Here is a 15,340-nt window from a genome sequence, read left to right as displayed (position 1 = left end):
CAACCGAGATCACCGATGCTCGCATTCATTGCCCAGAGACTTGCAAAGGCCATTGTCGTTCTGTTCGCGATCGTGGTGCTCAATTTCATGCTGATCCGCATGGCACCGGGCGATCCGGCTGTCGTGATGGCGGGCGAAGCCGGCGCCAGCGACCAGATGTTCGTCAATCAGTTGCGGGAAAAATTCGGCCTGGACAAGCCGCTGCCTGAGCAGCTCTTCATCTATGTCAAGGGCATCGCGACCCTCGACCTCGGCTTCTCCTTCCGGCAGCAGGCGCCGGTGTCGCAACTGATCGTGGAGCGGCTACCGGCGACGCTGTTGCTGACACTGACGGCGTTTGCGATATCGCTTCTGCTCGGCATCCTCTTCGGCACGCTCGCCGCACGCTTCGCCGGCACCTGGCTCGATACCGCCGTCACGATATTCTCGCTGATCTTCTACGCAACGCCGCTGTTCTGGGTGGCACTGATGGCGATCCTGCTGTTCTCGGTCGCGGTGGATTGGCTGCCCAGCTTTGGCTACGAAACGGTCGGCGCAAACTACACTGGTCTTGCCCACGTGCTCGACGTCGGCGCCCATCTGATCCTGCCGGCGACGACGATCGGTCTGTTCTTCATGGCGACCTATTCCCGCATGACCCGCGCCTCGATGCTCGAGGTGCAGCGGCATGACTTCGTCAAGACCGCGCGGGCCAAGGGCCTGCGCAATGCCGTGATCCAGCGCCGCCACGTGCTGCGCAACGCGCTGTTGCCGGTGGTGACGCTTGCCGGCTTGCAAGCCGGAACGCTGGTCGGCGGCGCCGTGCTGACGGAGACGGTGTTCGCGTGGCCCGGCATCGGCAGACTGATGTACGAGGCGCTCTTGCAGCGCGACTACAATCTCCTGCTCGGCGTCTTCGTCGTCTGCTCGGCGATGGTGCTTGCCTTCAACCTGATCACCGACCTGATCTACCGCTCGGTCGATCCGCGCATCGAGTTCGCGTCATGATGAATTTCTGGCGCACGATGCTGCGCAATCCAGGCGGCGTGATTGGCCTCATGATCCTCATCCTGGCGGTCGCTGTTGCGGTCTTCGGTCCCCTGCTGTTTCCGACCTCGCCCTGGCGCATGGTGCAGCGTCCCTTCTTGCCGCCGTTCACGGCGCCGGGCCTGCCGCTCGGCACCGACGCGCTCGGCCGCGACGTGCTGGCCGGCATCGTCCATGGCGCCCGCGTCTCGCTGCTGGTCGGCCTGGTCTCGACCATGGCCGCGCTGGCGGTCGGCATTCCCGTCGGCGCCATGGCCGGCTATTTCGGCGGCCGGATCGGCGACGCCCTGATGCGCTTCACGGAGTTCTTCCAGACCGTGCCGAGCTTCGCACTCGCGATCGTGCTGGTCGCGATCCTGCAGCCCTCGATCGTCTCGATCGTGCTGGCGATCGCGATCGTGAGCTGGCCGCCGGTGGCGCGCCTCGTCCGCGGCGAGGTGCTGTCGCTCCGCACCCGCGAATATGTCCAGGCCGCCGTGGTCACCGGTCAGAGCCACAGCTGGATCATCTGGCGCGAGATCCTGCCCAACGCGCTGTCGCCGGTCATCGTGCTGGCCTCACTGATGGTCGCAACGGCGATCCTGCTGGAATCCTCGCTCTCCTTCCTCGGCCTCGGCGATCCCAATTTGATGTCCTGGGGCTACATGGTCGGCGCCGGGCGCACGGTGATCCGACAAGCCTGGTGGATCACGGTGTTTCCCGGCATCGCGATCCTGATCTCGGTGCTCGCGCTGAACCTGATCGGCGAAGGTCTCAACGACGCGCTCAATCCGCGCCTCAACAAGGAGGGACGCTGACATGTCCGCCGCAACGGCCGTCGTCTCGATCAAGAACCTGAAGCTCGCGCTGCCGCCCGGCGCGGACCGCCGCTACGCCGTCGACGACGTCTCCCTCGATCTCACACCCGGGAAAATCCTTTGCGTGGTCGGCGAGTCCGGCTCCGGCAAATCGATGTGCGCGCACGCGCTGATGGGACTGTTGCCCGACACGATCGGCCGCGAGGCCGGCGAGATCGTCTATGACGGCCACAACCTGCTCGCCCTCGACGAGACCGGCTGGCTCGCGCTGCGCGGCCGCCACATCGCGATGGTGTTCCAGGAGCCGATGACCGCGCTCAATCCGTTGATGCGGATCGGCGAGCAGATCGCCGAAATGTTCGAGGCGCACAATTTGCTGACGCCGAAGGAACGGACGCAGAAGGCGCTGCAGCTGCTGCGCGAGGTCGGCCTGCCCGACCCCGAACGTTCGATGCGCGCCTATCCGCACCAGCTTTCCGGCGGCCAGCGCCAACGCGCCATGATCGCGATGGCGCTTGCGCTGGAGCCGGCCGTGCTGGTCGCGGATGAGCCGACCACGGCGCTCGACGTCACCACGCAGGCGCAGATCCTCAAGCTCATCCGCGACCTTCAGCGCAGCCGCAACATGGCGGTCATGTTCATCACCCATGATTTCGGCGTCGTCGCCGATATCGCGGACCGTGTCATCGTGCTCCAGCACGGCAAGGTGGTCGAGCAAGGCGCGGCCGACGATGTGCTGCTGCGCCCGCAACACAGCTATACTCGCGCCCTTCTTGCGGCTGTGCCATCGATGCAGCCGCCGCAGCGCGCGCCGCTCGCGGGCCGTGCCAAGGCGGTCGAAGTCGTCGGCCTCGACAAGACCTATGTCTCCGGCGGTGGCTGGTTTCAGCCGGAGCGCCGCGTGCGCGCCGCCAACGAGGTCAATTTCGATATCCTCAAGGGCGAGACGCTCGGACTGGTCGGCGAATCCGGCTCCGGCAAATCCTCGGTGGCGCGGCTCGTAATGCGGCTGATCGAGCCGGACCAGGGCACGATCCGTCTCGGCGATATCGACTTCACCCGGATCGGCGGCAAGGAGCTCCGCAAGGCGCGCAGCCGCATCCAGATGATCTTCCAGGATCCGTTCGCCTCGCTCAATCCGCGCCGCAAGGTCGGCAATATCATCGCCGACGGACCGATCGCGCATGGCACCGATGCCGCAACGGCCCATAAGCGCGCCGGCGAACTGCTCGGCCTCGTCGGCCTCAATGCCAGCGCGCTGGAGCGTTATCCGCATGAATTTTCCGGCGGCCAGCGCCAGCGCATCGGGATTGCGCGCGCACTCGCGCTGGAGCCCGAGATCATCGTCGCCGATGAGGCTGTCTCCGCGCTCGACGTCTCCGTTCAGGCGCAGGTGCTCAATCTCTTGGAAGACCTCAAGAAACGCCTCGGCCTGTCGATGCTGTTCATCACGCATGATCTGCGCGTCGCCGCGCAGATCTGCGACCGCATCGCAGTGATGCAGCGCGGCGCCATCGTCGAGCTGAAGCCGACGGCCGCCTTGTTCTCGGCACCGGAGCACGCCTACACGCGCGAGCTGCTCGCCGCCGTTCCCGGCCAGACTTCCTCGTCACGTGCGGCCTGATCGATGCGTTGCGTGCCGATCAGCAAGAGCCTCGATCTTCGCAGCTGCTTGAGGAACCGCGGATTGTCCAGCCCATAGTTTGCGAGCAACGGCCCCGGTGCCTGCCGGCGGACGCGCCGGTTAGGAATCGACATTAGCGATAACCGACCCGCTCCTGTCGAATTTCGATCGCGCCGTCTTGACATCGGCATGGGTGTTCTGCGCCCAGGTGACGAGCGCCGCGAGCGGATCGAGCCGTGACCGTCCGAGCGGCGTTAGCCAGTACTCGACGCTTGGCGGCTTGGTCGGGAAGACTTGACGATACAGAAGTCCGTCGCGCTGGAGATCCCGCAAGGTTTGCGTGAGCATGCGATTGGAGATGTCGGGGAGAGCGCGACGAAGCTCGTTGAACCGATGTGGTCCTTCGGCGAGAGCAATGACGATGAGCGTGGTCCACTTGTCGCCCAGATGGCTGAGGATCTCGCGCACTGGGCAGCGTTCTACATCGAAGTCGCCACGGCTCCACAAGACGAACGAAGCCTTCATGAGTTGCGTGGCATACGGGAATTGGGCTGCGACACTTCGAGCTAGTACCAGGGGCGCGCTGTTCGAGGCCGTCGTGCTGGACCGCCCGGAAGCATCCGTCAGCGCTGCGCGCGCATTGGCGTCCTCAACCAATCCTGGAGAAGCCTTTTTCTCTTACCTTGCGGATCTGGCGCCCCACAACGTGGAACGAGTTCTTGCCGATATCGATGCCGATCACGGCTATTGCGCAGTTGGCTTGCTGAGACATGGCGTGCTCCGTCTCTTCGCTGTCCCGGGCCAGCTTTGCGTGCTGTCGGGGCCGAAGCACGGCCGGTCCATCCCATTAGCGGAAGTCGTCCCTATCCATCTGGCTATTGAGCTTCGCAGAACAGTCGCCATCGTAGCCCCGCGCGGGGCTGCCCTTCTTGCAACCTTTCATTGATCAAGATCAAAGAAGCCCGTGACCGGCTAGCCGAACCTGAGATCACTGCGGTCAGTGTGAGTTGATTTCAGGAAAGGAAATGGGATGAAGTTCACCCGTCGATCCGTGGCATTTGGTGGAATAGGACTGCTGGCAGGAGCAACTGCGGCACGGTCGGCCTTGGCCCAGGATGCGTTCCTTGGCGTAGGCGAAGGTTTGGAGGATCTCTGGCTCGCAAGCGACGCCTATGTATTCGGCTATCCGCTGGTCACGATGGAGATGACCCGGCGGATCATAACCAACGTCGCCGAACCCGTGGGCACGCGTGGGCCGATGGGCCACATCATCAAGTTGCGCCACTATCCCGACGCCTCGTTCAAGGACGTCACGGCACCGAACGCGGACACCCTCTACACGACTTCATTTTTCGACGTCGGGAAAGAACCATGGGTCCTCAGCATCCCAGACATGAACGGACGCTATTTCCTGATGCCGATGCTGGACGGTTGGACGACGGTTTTCCAGGTGCCCGGCAAACGCACCACCGGCACCGGGGCCCAGACCTACGCGATCACCGGCCCTGGATGGAAAGGCATGCTGCCGGATGGCGTGAAGGAGTACAAGTCGCAGACAAACATCGTGTGGCTGCTTGGCCGCATCTATTGTACCGGCACGCCGGAGGACTATGCAGCCGTGCACAAGCTGCAGGACGAGTGCAAGCTCGTTCCGCTCAGTGCCTATGGCAAGCCGTACACACCGCCTCCGGGAAAGGTCGATCCCTTGATCGACATGAAGACGGCCGTGCGCGAACAGGTCAACCGCATGGATGCAGGAGCGTATTTCAAGCTGCTCTGTGAGCTCATGAAAGCCAATCCGCCTTACGCCGCCGACGCGCCCCAGCTTGCCAAGTTCGCGCGCATCGGCATCGTCCCCGGACAGGAGTTTGACGAGAGCAAGCTGAAGGCGGATTTCCTGAAGCGCGTACCGGAATTGTCGTTCGACAGGATTATGCTTCAATTCAAGATCAACAAGGCCATCAGGGACGAGAATGGCTTTGCCTTCACGACGAAAACCGGCATCTACGGCACCGATTATCTGATGCGAGCCTTGGTCACCGCGATTGGCCTCGGCGCCAACCGCCCGCAGGATGCGGTTTATCCGACCTCGCAGAAGGATGCAGATGGTCAAAAGTACAATGGCGCGAACAAGTACGTGATGCGTTTTCCCAAGGGCCACCTGCCTCCCGCCGAAGGATTCTGGTCGCTCACGATGTACGACAGCAGCTACTTCTTTGTGAACAATCCGCTCAACCGCTACTCGATCAGCGCGCGCCAGGACCTAAAGGAAAACCCGGACGGCTCAACCGATCTTTACATCCAGAAGGACTCGCCGGGTAAAGACAAGGAGGCAAACTGGCTTCCCGCGCCTGAAGGAGATTTCATCCTCATGCTGCGCATGTACTGGCCGCAGGAAACAGACCCGTCGATCATCAACGGCACATGGACAGTTCCTACCGCCAAGAAGGTCGGCGCTTGAGGATCTACATCATGCCGGCCCATCGTGGTGGGCCGGCATCATCGCTAATGTCGATCCTGACCTAAATCAGCTCTTACGCGGCGTCTTTTGAGGCACCCCCGGAAGGACTGGAATGTTTGACGAGCCGATGTTGACGTCCAGAACTAAAACGGGTCGAGCAGGGCAATGCCGCCATTTCGGCTTCTGGCCCGAAAGCGAAGTGCGGCCCGAGCCCGCTCCTCGTCGGGGTAAACCGGACGCGAGAGAACGGCGGTTCGAACAGGTGCTCATGACCCTGGCTTTGTAAAAACGCAAAGATCGATACGACTAGAATTGCATTCTCAATTCGTCCCTTGACGTTGAAGGCGCTTGAGAGCTTGAGGGCTACATCGGTGTTGGACGAACAACTTCTTCTCTCGCGGTCAAGCGTCATGGTGTTTTCACACAACCAAGACCCGAAGCGGAAATCCGTTGTCCAATGACTCTTGCCATTTTTGGCAATAGCGCCACACTTCTTCGTGGATTGGCCATAGGATTGGGTTGGCCACGGGAGGCAAAAATGCGGCGATCAATCGCATTGTCGGCGTCGCTAATAATTGTGTTCTTAGCTGGAAGCACTGGAACGGGGAGTGCCGTAGTTTACTGCCAACACGCTGGTTATCCTGCTAATTGCGTCGTAAGACCCGGGGTCGTAGTCACACGAAGCCATGAGCTTCGCAGAATTGAATCCGCAATTGATCCTCGCCTGAGCGGCCTTACTAGGCAGGACTTATTCGATCGAAATAACCCGAACAATCTGCGATCGGATTGGCCCAGCCCACCTGCTCAACCGGGCCAGTGAGCAGACCGCCTGTCTCCGAACCTTTTGTCTGAGTTTGGCCCGGACCGCCTGTGGGGGCCTGACGGATCGATTCCGTTAGTTCAAATTTGACTGGTCGACCGGTCTTCTTCTGTCGGACGATCGCGCGATCGGCCGTATACCCGCCTGGCGCAACGTCATCGACTTTCAATGCGACTACATCGCAGCCGCGCAGCTTGCTGTCGATGGCGACGTTGAAAAGCGCCAGATCACGCGTTCGACCTTCGACCTGGAGCTTGGTTCGGATTGACCAGACGTGCTTGGGACGGAGCGGCGGCTTTGCGCCGACGGGCACCGCTTGGTTTCTTTCGCCGAGCACGATCGTGACGGCGGAGCACGTCGCGACAGCGATGAATCTCTCGCATCAGGACTGGACGCCGATTGACGGCGAGGACGGTGGCCAGTCCGTCCCCGCACGTATCCACCGGTTAGCGGGTAGTCAGATGGAAAGGCTGGCCGTGATCGAACTACAACGGGCCGCCTCATCGTCGCGAACCGCCATCATCCGCAAGGAGCCGCTCGCTCCGGAAGAACCGGTTTGGACGGTTGCCTATTCAGCCGGGCGCCCTCAGCTCGTTGGAGGTCGGTTCGTTCGGTTCGGAGACGACGAGAAGTTGGCCGGCATGGCACTTCTGGAAATGTATGACGGAACCAATCGCCTCATCATCGATCACGGCTCCTCCGGAGCGCCCGTTGTCGATTGTGAGGGGCCGGTCGCTGCTGTCGTGAGCGATATCTTCACACATGAATTGGGCATCCCGGGTCATGCGGGTCTCGACCCCGTGGCGTTCGCCAAACGTCGTCTCGGTCCCGGTCCGGGCGCTGGGCGTCTCTCAACTTCCGTGAATTGCGGGAATTCCTTCAGCGCGATCAGCAGCGTCACGGCATCCTTATTTTGTGAACCTCGGCCTTGTGGACGTCGGCGGCGTTGGCGCCGCGGGCTGAAGATTGAACGTCAGCCAAACGTTCCAGCCTGCTGGCCGATTTTCGTTGGCGAATTCGCCGTAGCCCTTCAGGTTCAGATATCCCTGCATGTCTCCGACCGGGAAAATGTAGCCGACCTGCGGGCCGACGCCGGCCACGCGCGACCGGAAGCAGCCGACGCGATCGCCGGAGCCACTGTCGCAGCCGAGCTGCTGATAGAGGTAGCCGACGAGGCCGACCTGCCACTGCTTGGTCAGGAATTGCGATGCGCCCCAGTCGAGATGCATGTCGACGCCGCTTTGATATTGAGTGGAGGGGTTGACGAAGTTGTAGGTGAATCCCAGCACCGCCGAAAATTCATGCCCGGTCTTTGGATCGAAATAGGTGTAGCCGCCGCCCGCGTCGATCGCCCAGTGTCCGATCCCCAAATTCGCCAGGCGGGTCGACTGGTAGGCGCCGACCGGGAGGTCAGCGGTAACGTACGTCATGTAATTGTTGACTCCGGCATTCCAGCGCAGCGCGAACTGCGGGATCAGGTCGCCGAATGCAATGAGCGAGCTGTCGATGCTGTCGAAGCGCGAGAACGGGAGCGTGCCGCCGCCCGGTCCCGTCAATGTCCCAACGAGCGATCCGGCCAACGACGTGGAGTTGGAGCCGTAGGACGCCAACAGGGTGGCAGAAGCCTGACCACCCAGCACGGGTGTCGCAAAGGTGTAAGTTCCGGCCAAAAGGCCAAGATCCACGTTCGCGTTGACGTTCGCGTTCACGGTGGCCGTTAGATTCGCGGGAAAGCGACCAAGCGTGATTTCGCGCGACCGCGCCACGTCGCCGCCGGCGGAAACAGAGGTGTGATAATAAATCGAGGTCACCGACCAGCCCGGTGCCTGCTGCGGAACGGCCGCGAGGCTGCCAAAAAATCCGGGTACCCAAAAGCTGATGCCATTTTCATCGGCGCGAGCCGCCTGGTTGGACAGCACCAGCAGAGCGGCAATCGCCCCAACACTCGAATGCCGCCGCGAAAATCTACGTCCTAAACCCGATCCAAGGTACCGCATCGCCGATCCCCCGACTCTCGCGATCGCGCCATTGCCGGCTCCGGCCGGTGCGAACTCGGAAACAGTATGCTGGCGCACGTCCATGCGAAATCGGCAAACTTGCATTCATCTGGAGTTTTGTTGAAAGGTTGTGTCCTAGATGCCACAGCCCCGCCGTTCTTGCATCACCATCAGGGCGCTCTCGACAAGGCATCAGCCACTGGCGTGATTGATCTAGATCAATAAAAGCAGAACGCGTTGCTGGAAGCATCTCGTGCTGCCCAGTTCGCAGACAGTTGTGACTTGGCCACCTCTTTTTCCTTTCTAACGACCATCGTTTCGGACGTCGCCCAAGATTGGTTTTCTCTTGAAAGAAGGGCCAGTCGTTATGGCGACGTTGGAGCCGAAGCCATATTCCCGCGAAGCGAGCCTTTGATCGGAGGACGCAATGGGTACTTCTCACAAATCGTTATGCGACTTGGCGGCATCGCTCGTGCCTGTTTGTTTTTTGTGAAGGAAAGGATATCCGATGCACCCCGCAATCATGGCCATGGCGGCGGCTACTCAATTGTTGACGCCCATTTCCGATGCTATCCCAAAATTCAACGTCGAGGCTACTTGCAGAGCATCGGTAGAAGCCGACAAGGCGATGAGTTTGAGCCTACCGCAGAGTTTCGACAAGTGTTTGAGCGATGAGAACTCAGCGCGTGAACAGCTGGGCCCGATTTGGTCTTCGTACTCCCCGGCTGTCAGGTCCCAGTGTGAGGGAGAGGCGACGATAGGCGAAGCGAGCTATGTCGATCTCTTGACCTGTCTTCAAATGACCGATGGATCAGTCACGACCTCGGCAGCAGCCTTGAAGGGCGCGAGCAAAAAGAAGAAGGGTCCAAACTAGCCCGTATTGGCGCCATGATGTCTGCTGCCAGGGCATGATCGGGAAAAGATAAGCCCACACCGTCGCCGTTGGTCCATGCGAAATCGGCATACTCGAGTTCAGCCGGAGGTCTATTGAACGGCTGAGTTCATGACGCCACAGCCTTCTGTGTCTTGCATAGTCGTCAGGGGCCCTCGACAAGGAAGGCGAGCTGGCTGGATTGATCTAGATCAATAAAAGAAGGTTGTGTGGCTGCGAACTTGCCACCGGTTCAGATGTTCGATTGTCATGTTGACTGACTAATGGTTGAGCCGCGCTCCTCCCCCGCAGAACCGATGCTGGAAAGCTGTCGGAAAGATTTTTGAAATGCTCGGGGCGGCGCTCGTAACTTCTCGTTCGCTGCGAGTAGCCCATGCACGACGTTGGCGTTGCGGCAGGCGTACCTTTGTCGGATGAGCCCAGCCAAGGTGGCATGAACTGGATTCCGGGCGGCACGTTCCGCATGGGCTCCGACAGGCACTACGCCGAAGAGGCACCCGTCCATCGCGTCTCGGTGAGCGGCTTCTGGATGGACCGGATGCCGGTCACCAATCGCGATTTTCGCAAGTTCGTCAACGCAACAGGCTACGTGACGTCAGCGGAGACGCGGCCCGAGGCAAAGGACTATCCAGGCGCGCTGCCGCACATGCTCAAGGCCGGCTCGCTGGTTTTCACGCCACCGAAGCGTCCGGTCGATTTGCGCGACTGGTCGCAATGGTGGAGTTTCAAATTTGGCGCCAACTGGCGCCGGCCATACGGCCCCCGCAGTTCGATCAGCGGCCTCGACGATCATCCCGTGGTCCACATTGCCTATCGCGATGCCGAGGCCTACGCGATATGGGCTGGCAAGGACTTGCCGACCGAAGCCGAATGGGAGTTTGCCGCGCGCGGCGGCCTCGACGGAGCCGAGTTCGCCTGGGGCGACGAGTTCATGCCCGGCGGCAGGTCAATGGCGAACACCTGGCAAGGCGCGTTTCCGTACGAAAATCTCAACGGCGATGGTCACGCCCGCACCTCGCCGATAACGGCGTTCCCGCCGAATGGCTACGGTCTCCATGACATGATCGGTAACGTCTGGGAGTGGACCACGGATTGGTGGTCTACCAGACATGAGCCCGACGCCCCCAAAGCCTGCTGTGTTCCGCATAATCCGCGCGGCGGACAAGAGCAAGACAGCCACGATCCGTCTCTGCCCAGGATCAAAATTCCCCGCAAGGTTCTCAAGGGCGGCTCGCATCTCTGCGCGCCGAGCTACTGCCGTCGCTACCGCCCGGCTGCGCGTCATGCGGAAGCGGTGGATACGTCCACGAGCCACGTTGGTTTTCGATGCATCATAAGGAAGGGAGCAAATGATGAGCGAGGACAAGGATAACACCTCACGCGATATGAGCCGTCGCCACGTTTTGCTCGCGACGACAAGCCTGGCGGCAGCGTCCGCATTGGGCGCTGCCGCATCGGTTGAAAAGGCACTGGCCCAGGCGCAGCAGGCACCGAGCGGCCAGCGGCCCAACATCGTCGTCATCATGGGCGATGACATCGGCATCTGGAACATCGGTGCCTACCACCGCGGCATGATGGCTGGACGAACGCCGAACCTCGACAAGCTCGCGGCCGAAGGAATGCTGTTTACCGATTACTATGCCGAGGCAAGCTGCACCGCCGGCCGCGCCGCCTTCATCACCGGCGAGTTGCCGATCCGCACCGGCATGACGACGGTTGGTCAGGCCGGCGCGCCGATCGGGATTCCGGCGGAGGCCGTGACAATCGCCCATGTGCTCAAGTCAATGGGCTACGCCACCGGCCAGTTCGGCAAGAACCACCTGGGCGACAAGAACGAGTTTCTGCCGACCGTGCACGGTTTCGACGAGTTCTTCGGCTATCTGTACCATCTCGACGCCATGGAAGACCCCGCGCACCCCGGCTACCCGCAAGAGCTGCTGAACGTGGTGGGTCCGCGCAACATGGTTCACTCCTGGGCGACCGACAGCGACGATGCAACCGTCGACCCGCGTTGGGGCAAGGTCGGCAAGCAGAGGATCGAGGATGCCGGCACGCTCTATCCCAAGCGCATGGAGACGGTGGACGACGAAATTCGCGATTTTTCTTTCAAGTTCATCGAGAAGGCCAAGGCCGACAACAAGCCATTCTTCCTCTGGCTCAACCCAACGCGCATGCACATCGTCACTCACCTGTCGCAGAAGTATGAGGCGATGCGCAACTCGAGGAACGGCTGGACCATTCATGAAGCAGGCATGGCGCAGCTCGACGATATCGTCGGCGAGGTGATGAAGAAGCTCAAGGACATGGGTGTCGACGACAACACCATCGTCGTCTTCACCACCGACAACGGCACTGAGGTTTTCACGTGGCCAGATGGCGGACAGACGCCGTTTGCGCAATCAAAGGGCACGGTCATGGAAGGCGGTTATCGTGCACCGGCCATGATTCGCTGGCCAGGCCGCGTGCCGGCCGGCAAGGTCGAGAACGGCATCATGTCGGGGCTAGACTGGTTCCCGACTCTGGTGGCGGCCGCAGGAAATCCGAACATTGCCGAGGAGCTGAAGAAGGGCAAGCAGATCGGCGACCGCACTTACAAGGTCTATCTCGACGGCTACAACCAGATGGACATGATCACCGGCAAGGGGCCGTCGAACAGGCATGAGATCTGGTATTTTGGCGAGAGCACGCTAGGTGCCATACGCATCGACGACTACAAGTACCGCTTCATCGACCAGCCCGCGGGTTGGCTGGGTGAAAAGGGCAAGGTCGATGTGCCTTACATTACCAATCTGCGCCTCGATCCGTTCGAGCGAACGGGTTGGCCGGAAAATGGCACCAAGAACGGTGCGCAGCATTACTTCGGTTGGTTCCAGTACGAATTCTGGCGCTTCGTGTTCATACAGCAGAAAGTGGAGGAGTTGGCCAAGACGGCCATCGAATTCCCGCCGATGCAGAGGGGAGCGAGCTTCAATCTCGAAGCGGTAAAAGCCCAGATCGAGGCGGCGAGGCATGCCGTGGCAAAGTGACAAGACCGCGATTGGCTGCTTGCCGATCGAGACCATGCAGTCGCATGCCGGCAAGTAGAATGCGCGATGGCGGGTGCCGGCCGCGGGCGCCCGTCGGACAACATCATGTAGCGACGGGGACCAAGCTCGCACCTCCGCTGTTCTTCGCGCCGCGCGGGGAAACGCTCGAGGAGTTGCCGACGCAGGTCGTCAACCATGTGCTGGAGGAGATCCAGCTCGCCGATGAGCTCGGCATCCACATCTACGGAATCGGCGAACACCACACCGACGAGTTTCTCGATTCGGCTCCCGCGATATTGCTCGGGCCGTTGCGGCGCGTACACGGCAGATACGTCTCACCAGCGCAATCACCATCCTGGGAGCCGCAGACCCGGTCCGCGTCTTCGAGGAATATGCTTCGCTCGACCTGGTGTCCGGCGGCCGCACAGAGATCATCGCCGGGAGGGGAGTGGCTGCGCTCGGCGCAATACGCGTCGAGATTATACCTTCCTAGCAAATCAGAGCAGGAGGACGAGCATCGAGGCAACCATGGGGTGCCAAAAGCGGCAGGCACGCTTTGTCGGCTAACGGTGTAGGTCTCGGACTCCGCCATCTTCAATTTTACACCCAGGCCTTCACTTCTCGCGGGGAACTCACGATGCATCGTGCTAGTTGCCGTCCCTCTCTAGTCCCATCGTCCAGCTATGGCCCGAAAATCAACCCTGCCTCGCCGCCTGCAGCCCATGCTGGCCACGCTGACCGATTCACCGTTCGACGATCCCAATTGGGTCTTCGAGGACAAGTTCGATGGTTTCCGCATGGTCGCGGAAATCCGGGGCGGTAAGGTCGCGCTCTACAGCCGAAACGGGAAAATCATCAGCCACTCCTACATGGAGGTCGCGAAAGCACTTGAAGGCGTGAAGGCCGATGCCGTGATCGATGGCGAGCTCGTCGCGATTGGAACTGATGGCGTATCCCATTTCCAGTTGCTTCAAAACGCCCTGCGCCACGAGGCTAAGCTTCTCTACTGCGCGTTCGACCTGATGTTCGCAAATGGTGAGGACCTGCGTGCGCTGCCGCTCCTCGAGCGCAAGAAGCGGCTCAGGGCCATCCTGCCCCGCCACAAGCTGATCGCGTTCAGCAAGCACCGCAAAGGCAGCGGAACGAAGTTCTTCGCAGAAGCTGAGCAGAGACATCTCGAAGGCATCATGGCCAAGCGCGCCGACAGCCCATACGCGTCCGGATGCCGGACCCCCGACTGGCTGAAAGTGAAGACCGCGCAGCGTCAGGAGGTTGTAATCGCCGGCTTCACGGCACCCAGGCGAACCCGGCCCTTCTTCGGCGCTCTCGTGCTGGCGGTACGCGAAGACGGTGCATGGCGGTACATTGGCCACGTCGGCACCGGCTTCAGCCACCAAGCTCTCGAAGAGCTTCACGGCAAGCTCGTGAAGCTCAAGACCGCCAAGTCGCCCTTCCCTGCTAAGGTGAAGGATGAGCAGGTCACGACCTGGGTGCGCCCTTCATTGGTTGCGGAAGTGAAGTTCGCGGAGTGGACCAGCAAGGGCGAGCTGCGCCAGCCGGTCTATCTCGGTCTGCGGTCAGACAAACAGGCCAAGGATGTCGTTCGCGAAAAGAGCCGGTCGCGAAAATAATGCCCTTCAGACGAAGCGTACGACTTAGAGTTCAGCCGACGGATCGCTCGGATGCCGAAGGCCAGGGCGGCAGGGGCGGTAGCCCGAGAGCCTTGCGGACGGGTCCGAACGACCTCCGGTGAGCTGCGCATGCACCAAGCCTGGCGAGCGCCTCATAATGAGCCGGCACCGGGTAACCCTTGTGGTCCGCGAATCCGTAGCCGGGGTGACGCACGTCGACCGCTCGCATGACGGTGTCGCGCTCGACTTTCGCGAGGATTGAGGCGGCGGCGATGCTGGCTGACTTGGCATCGCCTTTGATGATGGCCTGCTGCGGGATGTCGATTTGCTTCAACCGCTTCGCATCGATCAGCAAGTGCTGCGGCGTCAAGCCCAGCCCCTGGACGGCACGCTGCATAGCCTGGATGCCTGCCCAATAGATATTGATCGCGTCGATCTCCTCGACCTCGACGAACGCTACAGACCAACTCACTGCTTTTTCCTTGATCTCCTTCGCGAGTTCTTCGCGAGCCGCGGCGTCGAGTTTTTTCGAGTCGTCGATCCCGACTATCCGCGTGCCAGGTTTCAGGATCACGGCACCGGCGGAGACCGGCCCGGCGAGAGGGCTCATTCCGGCCTCATCCACGCCTGCCACGGCATGATGGCCGCTCTCCCAGAGAGAGGTCTCGAAGCGGAGCATCTTGCGGAGGCGTTGGCCTTCGGACCTATTTTCGAAGCGGCGTTTATCGATTGCAGCCAAGATGGCACGCGCTCCCGCGCGGCCGTCGGCCCGTAAGATCTGCTCCACGCTGGTCTCGAGCGGTCTTTTCTCGACGACATAGCGTTGACGCAATACATCGAGTGAATACTGGGACATGGCGGTCTTGTGGAGACTGACTGTAAGGCGCGTGTCGGTTAACTTTGTGGCGATTGTCTGAAATTAACCCATGCCGAAGACGAGTGAGGCTGCTATGGCCTCGCGGACTTAAGCGTCTGCAACCCTCACAGCGGGCACAACATATCGATTGGAGGGCCAAGCATCAGTCGTCGAAGTCGGAACCGTTTGGCGCCTCGCTGCCGGCCTTGG

General features: G+C 61.1%; 14 protein-coding genes and 1 pseudogene. 10 read left to right on the top strand and 5 right to left on the bottom strand.

The features are described 5' to 3' along the window. The first annotated feature begins 15 nt into the window (after positions 1-15). Genes EAV90_RS11095 through EAV90_RS11085 form a run of 3 tightly spaced genes read left to right on the top strand, consistent with a single transcriptional unit; the run spans position 16 to position 3,447 of the window. Positions 16-987, top strand: a complete 972-nt coding sequence (locus EAV90_RS11095) for an ABC transporter permease (RefSeq protein ID WP_122400607.1) — start codon at positions 16-18, stop codon at positions 985-987. Further along, positions 984-1,823, top strand: a complete 840-nt coding sequence (locus EAV90_RS11090) for an ABC transporter permease (RefSeq protein ID WP_162500086.1) — start codon at positions 984-986, stop codon at positions 1,821-1,823. Before EAV90_RS11095 ends, EAV90_RS11090 begins: the two co-directional genes overlap by 4 nt. 1 nt (position 1,824) lies before the next feature. Further along, complete coding sequence (locus tag EAV90_RS11085; protein WP_129143402.1) at positions 1,825-3,447, top strand: ABC transporter ATP-binding protein; 1,623 nt, start codon at positions 1,825-1,827, stop codon at positions 3,445-3,447. A gap of 120 nt (positions 3,448-3,567) precedes the next feature. On the opposite strand, the gene EAV90_RS11080 is transcribed toward EAV90_RS11085, so the two are convergent. Together EAV90_RS11080 and EAV90_RS41210 are read right to left on the bottom strand one after the other, a co-directional pair. Beyond that, positions 3,568-4,104, bottom strand: a complete 537-nt coding sequence (locus tag EAV90_RS11080) for a winged helix-turn-helix transcriptional regulator (protein ID WP_430644725.1) — start codon at positions 4,102-4,104, stop codon at positions 3,568-3,570. Beyond that, the gene (locus EAV90_RS41210; RefSeq protein WP_283810462.1) at positions 4,097-4,219 is read right to left on the bottom strand and encodes a hypothetical protein; all 123 of its coding nucleotides are present in this window, start codon (positions 4,217-4,219) and stop codon (positions 4,097-4,099) included. Before EAV90_RS41210 ends, EAV90_RS11080 begins: the two co-directional genes overlap by 8 nt. Positions 4,220-4,477: 258 nt before the next feature. On the opposite strand from EAV90_RS41210, the gene EAV90_RS11075 reads away from it, so the two are divergent. Then, positions 4,478-5,908 (top strand): DUF1254 domain-containing protein, encoded by a 1,431-nt coding sequence (locus EAV90_RS11075; protein ID WP_129143401.1) that lies wholly within the window; start codon positions 4,478-4,480, stop codon positions 5,906-5,908. A gap of 737 nt (positions 5,909-6,645) precedes the next feature. On the opposite strand, the gene EAV90_RS11065 is transcribed toward EAV90_RS11075, so the two are convergent. Further along, the gene (locus EAV90_RS11065) at positions 6,646-7,041 is read right to left on the bottom strand and encodes a site-specific integrase (protein ID WP_407120370.1); all 396 of its coding nucleotides are present in this window, start codon (positions 7,039-7,041) and stop codon (positions 6,646-6,648) included. Between EAV90_RS11065 and EAV90_RS41650 the strand changes: the two are divergent. Next, positions 6,932-7,408, top strand: a pseudogene (locus EAV90_RS41650) (hypothetical protein); the annotation flags it as partial. The gene EAV90_RS11065 and the pseudogene EAV90_RS41650 overlap by 110 nt on opposite strands. Before the next feature lie 228 nt (positions 7,409-7,636). Here EAV90_RS41650 and EAV90_RS11055 read toward each other — a convergent pair. Further along, positions 7,637-8,725: a SphA family protein gene (locus EAV90_RS11055; RefSeq protein WP_245509492.1), complete on the bottom strand. Its 1,089-nt coding sequence runs from the start codon at positions 8,723-8,725 to the stop codon at positions 7,637-7,639. A 508-nt stretch (positions 8,726-9,233) separates the two neighbouring features. On the opposite strand from EAV90_RS11055, the gene EAV90_RS11050 reads away from it, so the two are divergent. The 5 genes from EAV90_RS11050 (at position 9,234) to ligD (ending at position 14,274) form a co-directional block, all read left to right on the top strand. Further along, positions 9,234-9,599 carry a hypothetical protein gene (locus EAV90_RS11050; RefSeq protein WP_122400602.1) on the top strand — a complete coding sequence of 122 codons (366 nt, stop codon included), beginning with the start codon at positions 9,234-9,236 and terminating at the stop codon, positions 9,597-9,599. 391 nt (positions 9,600-9,990) lie between these two features. Continuing rightward, entirely contained in the window at positions 9,991-10,989 is a 999-nt protein-coding gene (locus tag EAV90_RS11045; protein WP_129143399.1) for a formylglycine-generating enzyme family protein, read from the top strand. After that, positions 10,970-12,643 (top strand): arylsulfatase, encoded by a 1,674-nt coding sequence (locus EAV90_RS11040; RefSeq protein WP_164936872.1) that lies wholly within the window; start codon positions 10,970-10,972, stop codon positions 12,641-12,643. The genes EAV90_RS11045 and EAV90_RS11040 overlap by 20 nt, the downstream gene beginning before the upstream one ends. Positions 12,644-12,938: 295 nt before the next feature. Then, entirely contained in the window at positions 12,939-13,136 is a 198-nt protein-coding gene (locus EAV90_RS41645; RefSeq protein WP_407194545.1) for an LLM class flavin-dependent oxidoreductase, read from the top strand. A 190-nt stretch (positions 13,137-13,326) separates the two neighbouring features. Continuing rightward, a complete protein-coding gene (gene ligD / locus EAV90_RS11030; RefSeq protein WP_129143398.1) occupies positions 13,327-14,274 on the top strand; it encodes a non-homologous end-joining DNA ligase in 948 nt (315 codons plus the stop codon). Positions 14,275-14,305: 31 nt separating this feature from the next. Here the strand turns inward: ligD and rnhB are convergent, their stop codons facing one another. Further along, positions 14,306-15,130 (bottom strand): ribonuclease HII, encoded by an 825-nt coding sequence (rnhB, locus tag EAV90_RS11025; RefSeq protein ID WP_129143397.1) that lies wholly within the window; start codon positions 15,128-15,130, stop codon positions 14,306-14,308. Between the last annotated feature and the right edge of the window lie 210 nt (positions 15,131-15,340).

Origin of the sequence: Bradyrhizobium vignae (assembly GCF_004114425.1) — a bacterium.
GTDB classification, from domain to species: Bacteria; Pseudomonadota; Alphaproteobacteria; order Rhizobiales; family Xanthobacteraceae; genus Bradyrhizobium; species Bradyrhizobium vignae.
This window is presented reverse-complemented; position numbering and strand designations above follow the sequence as displayed.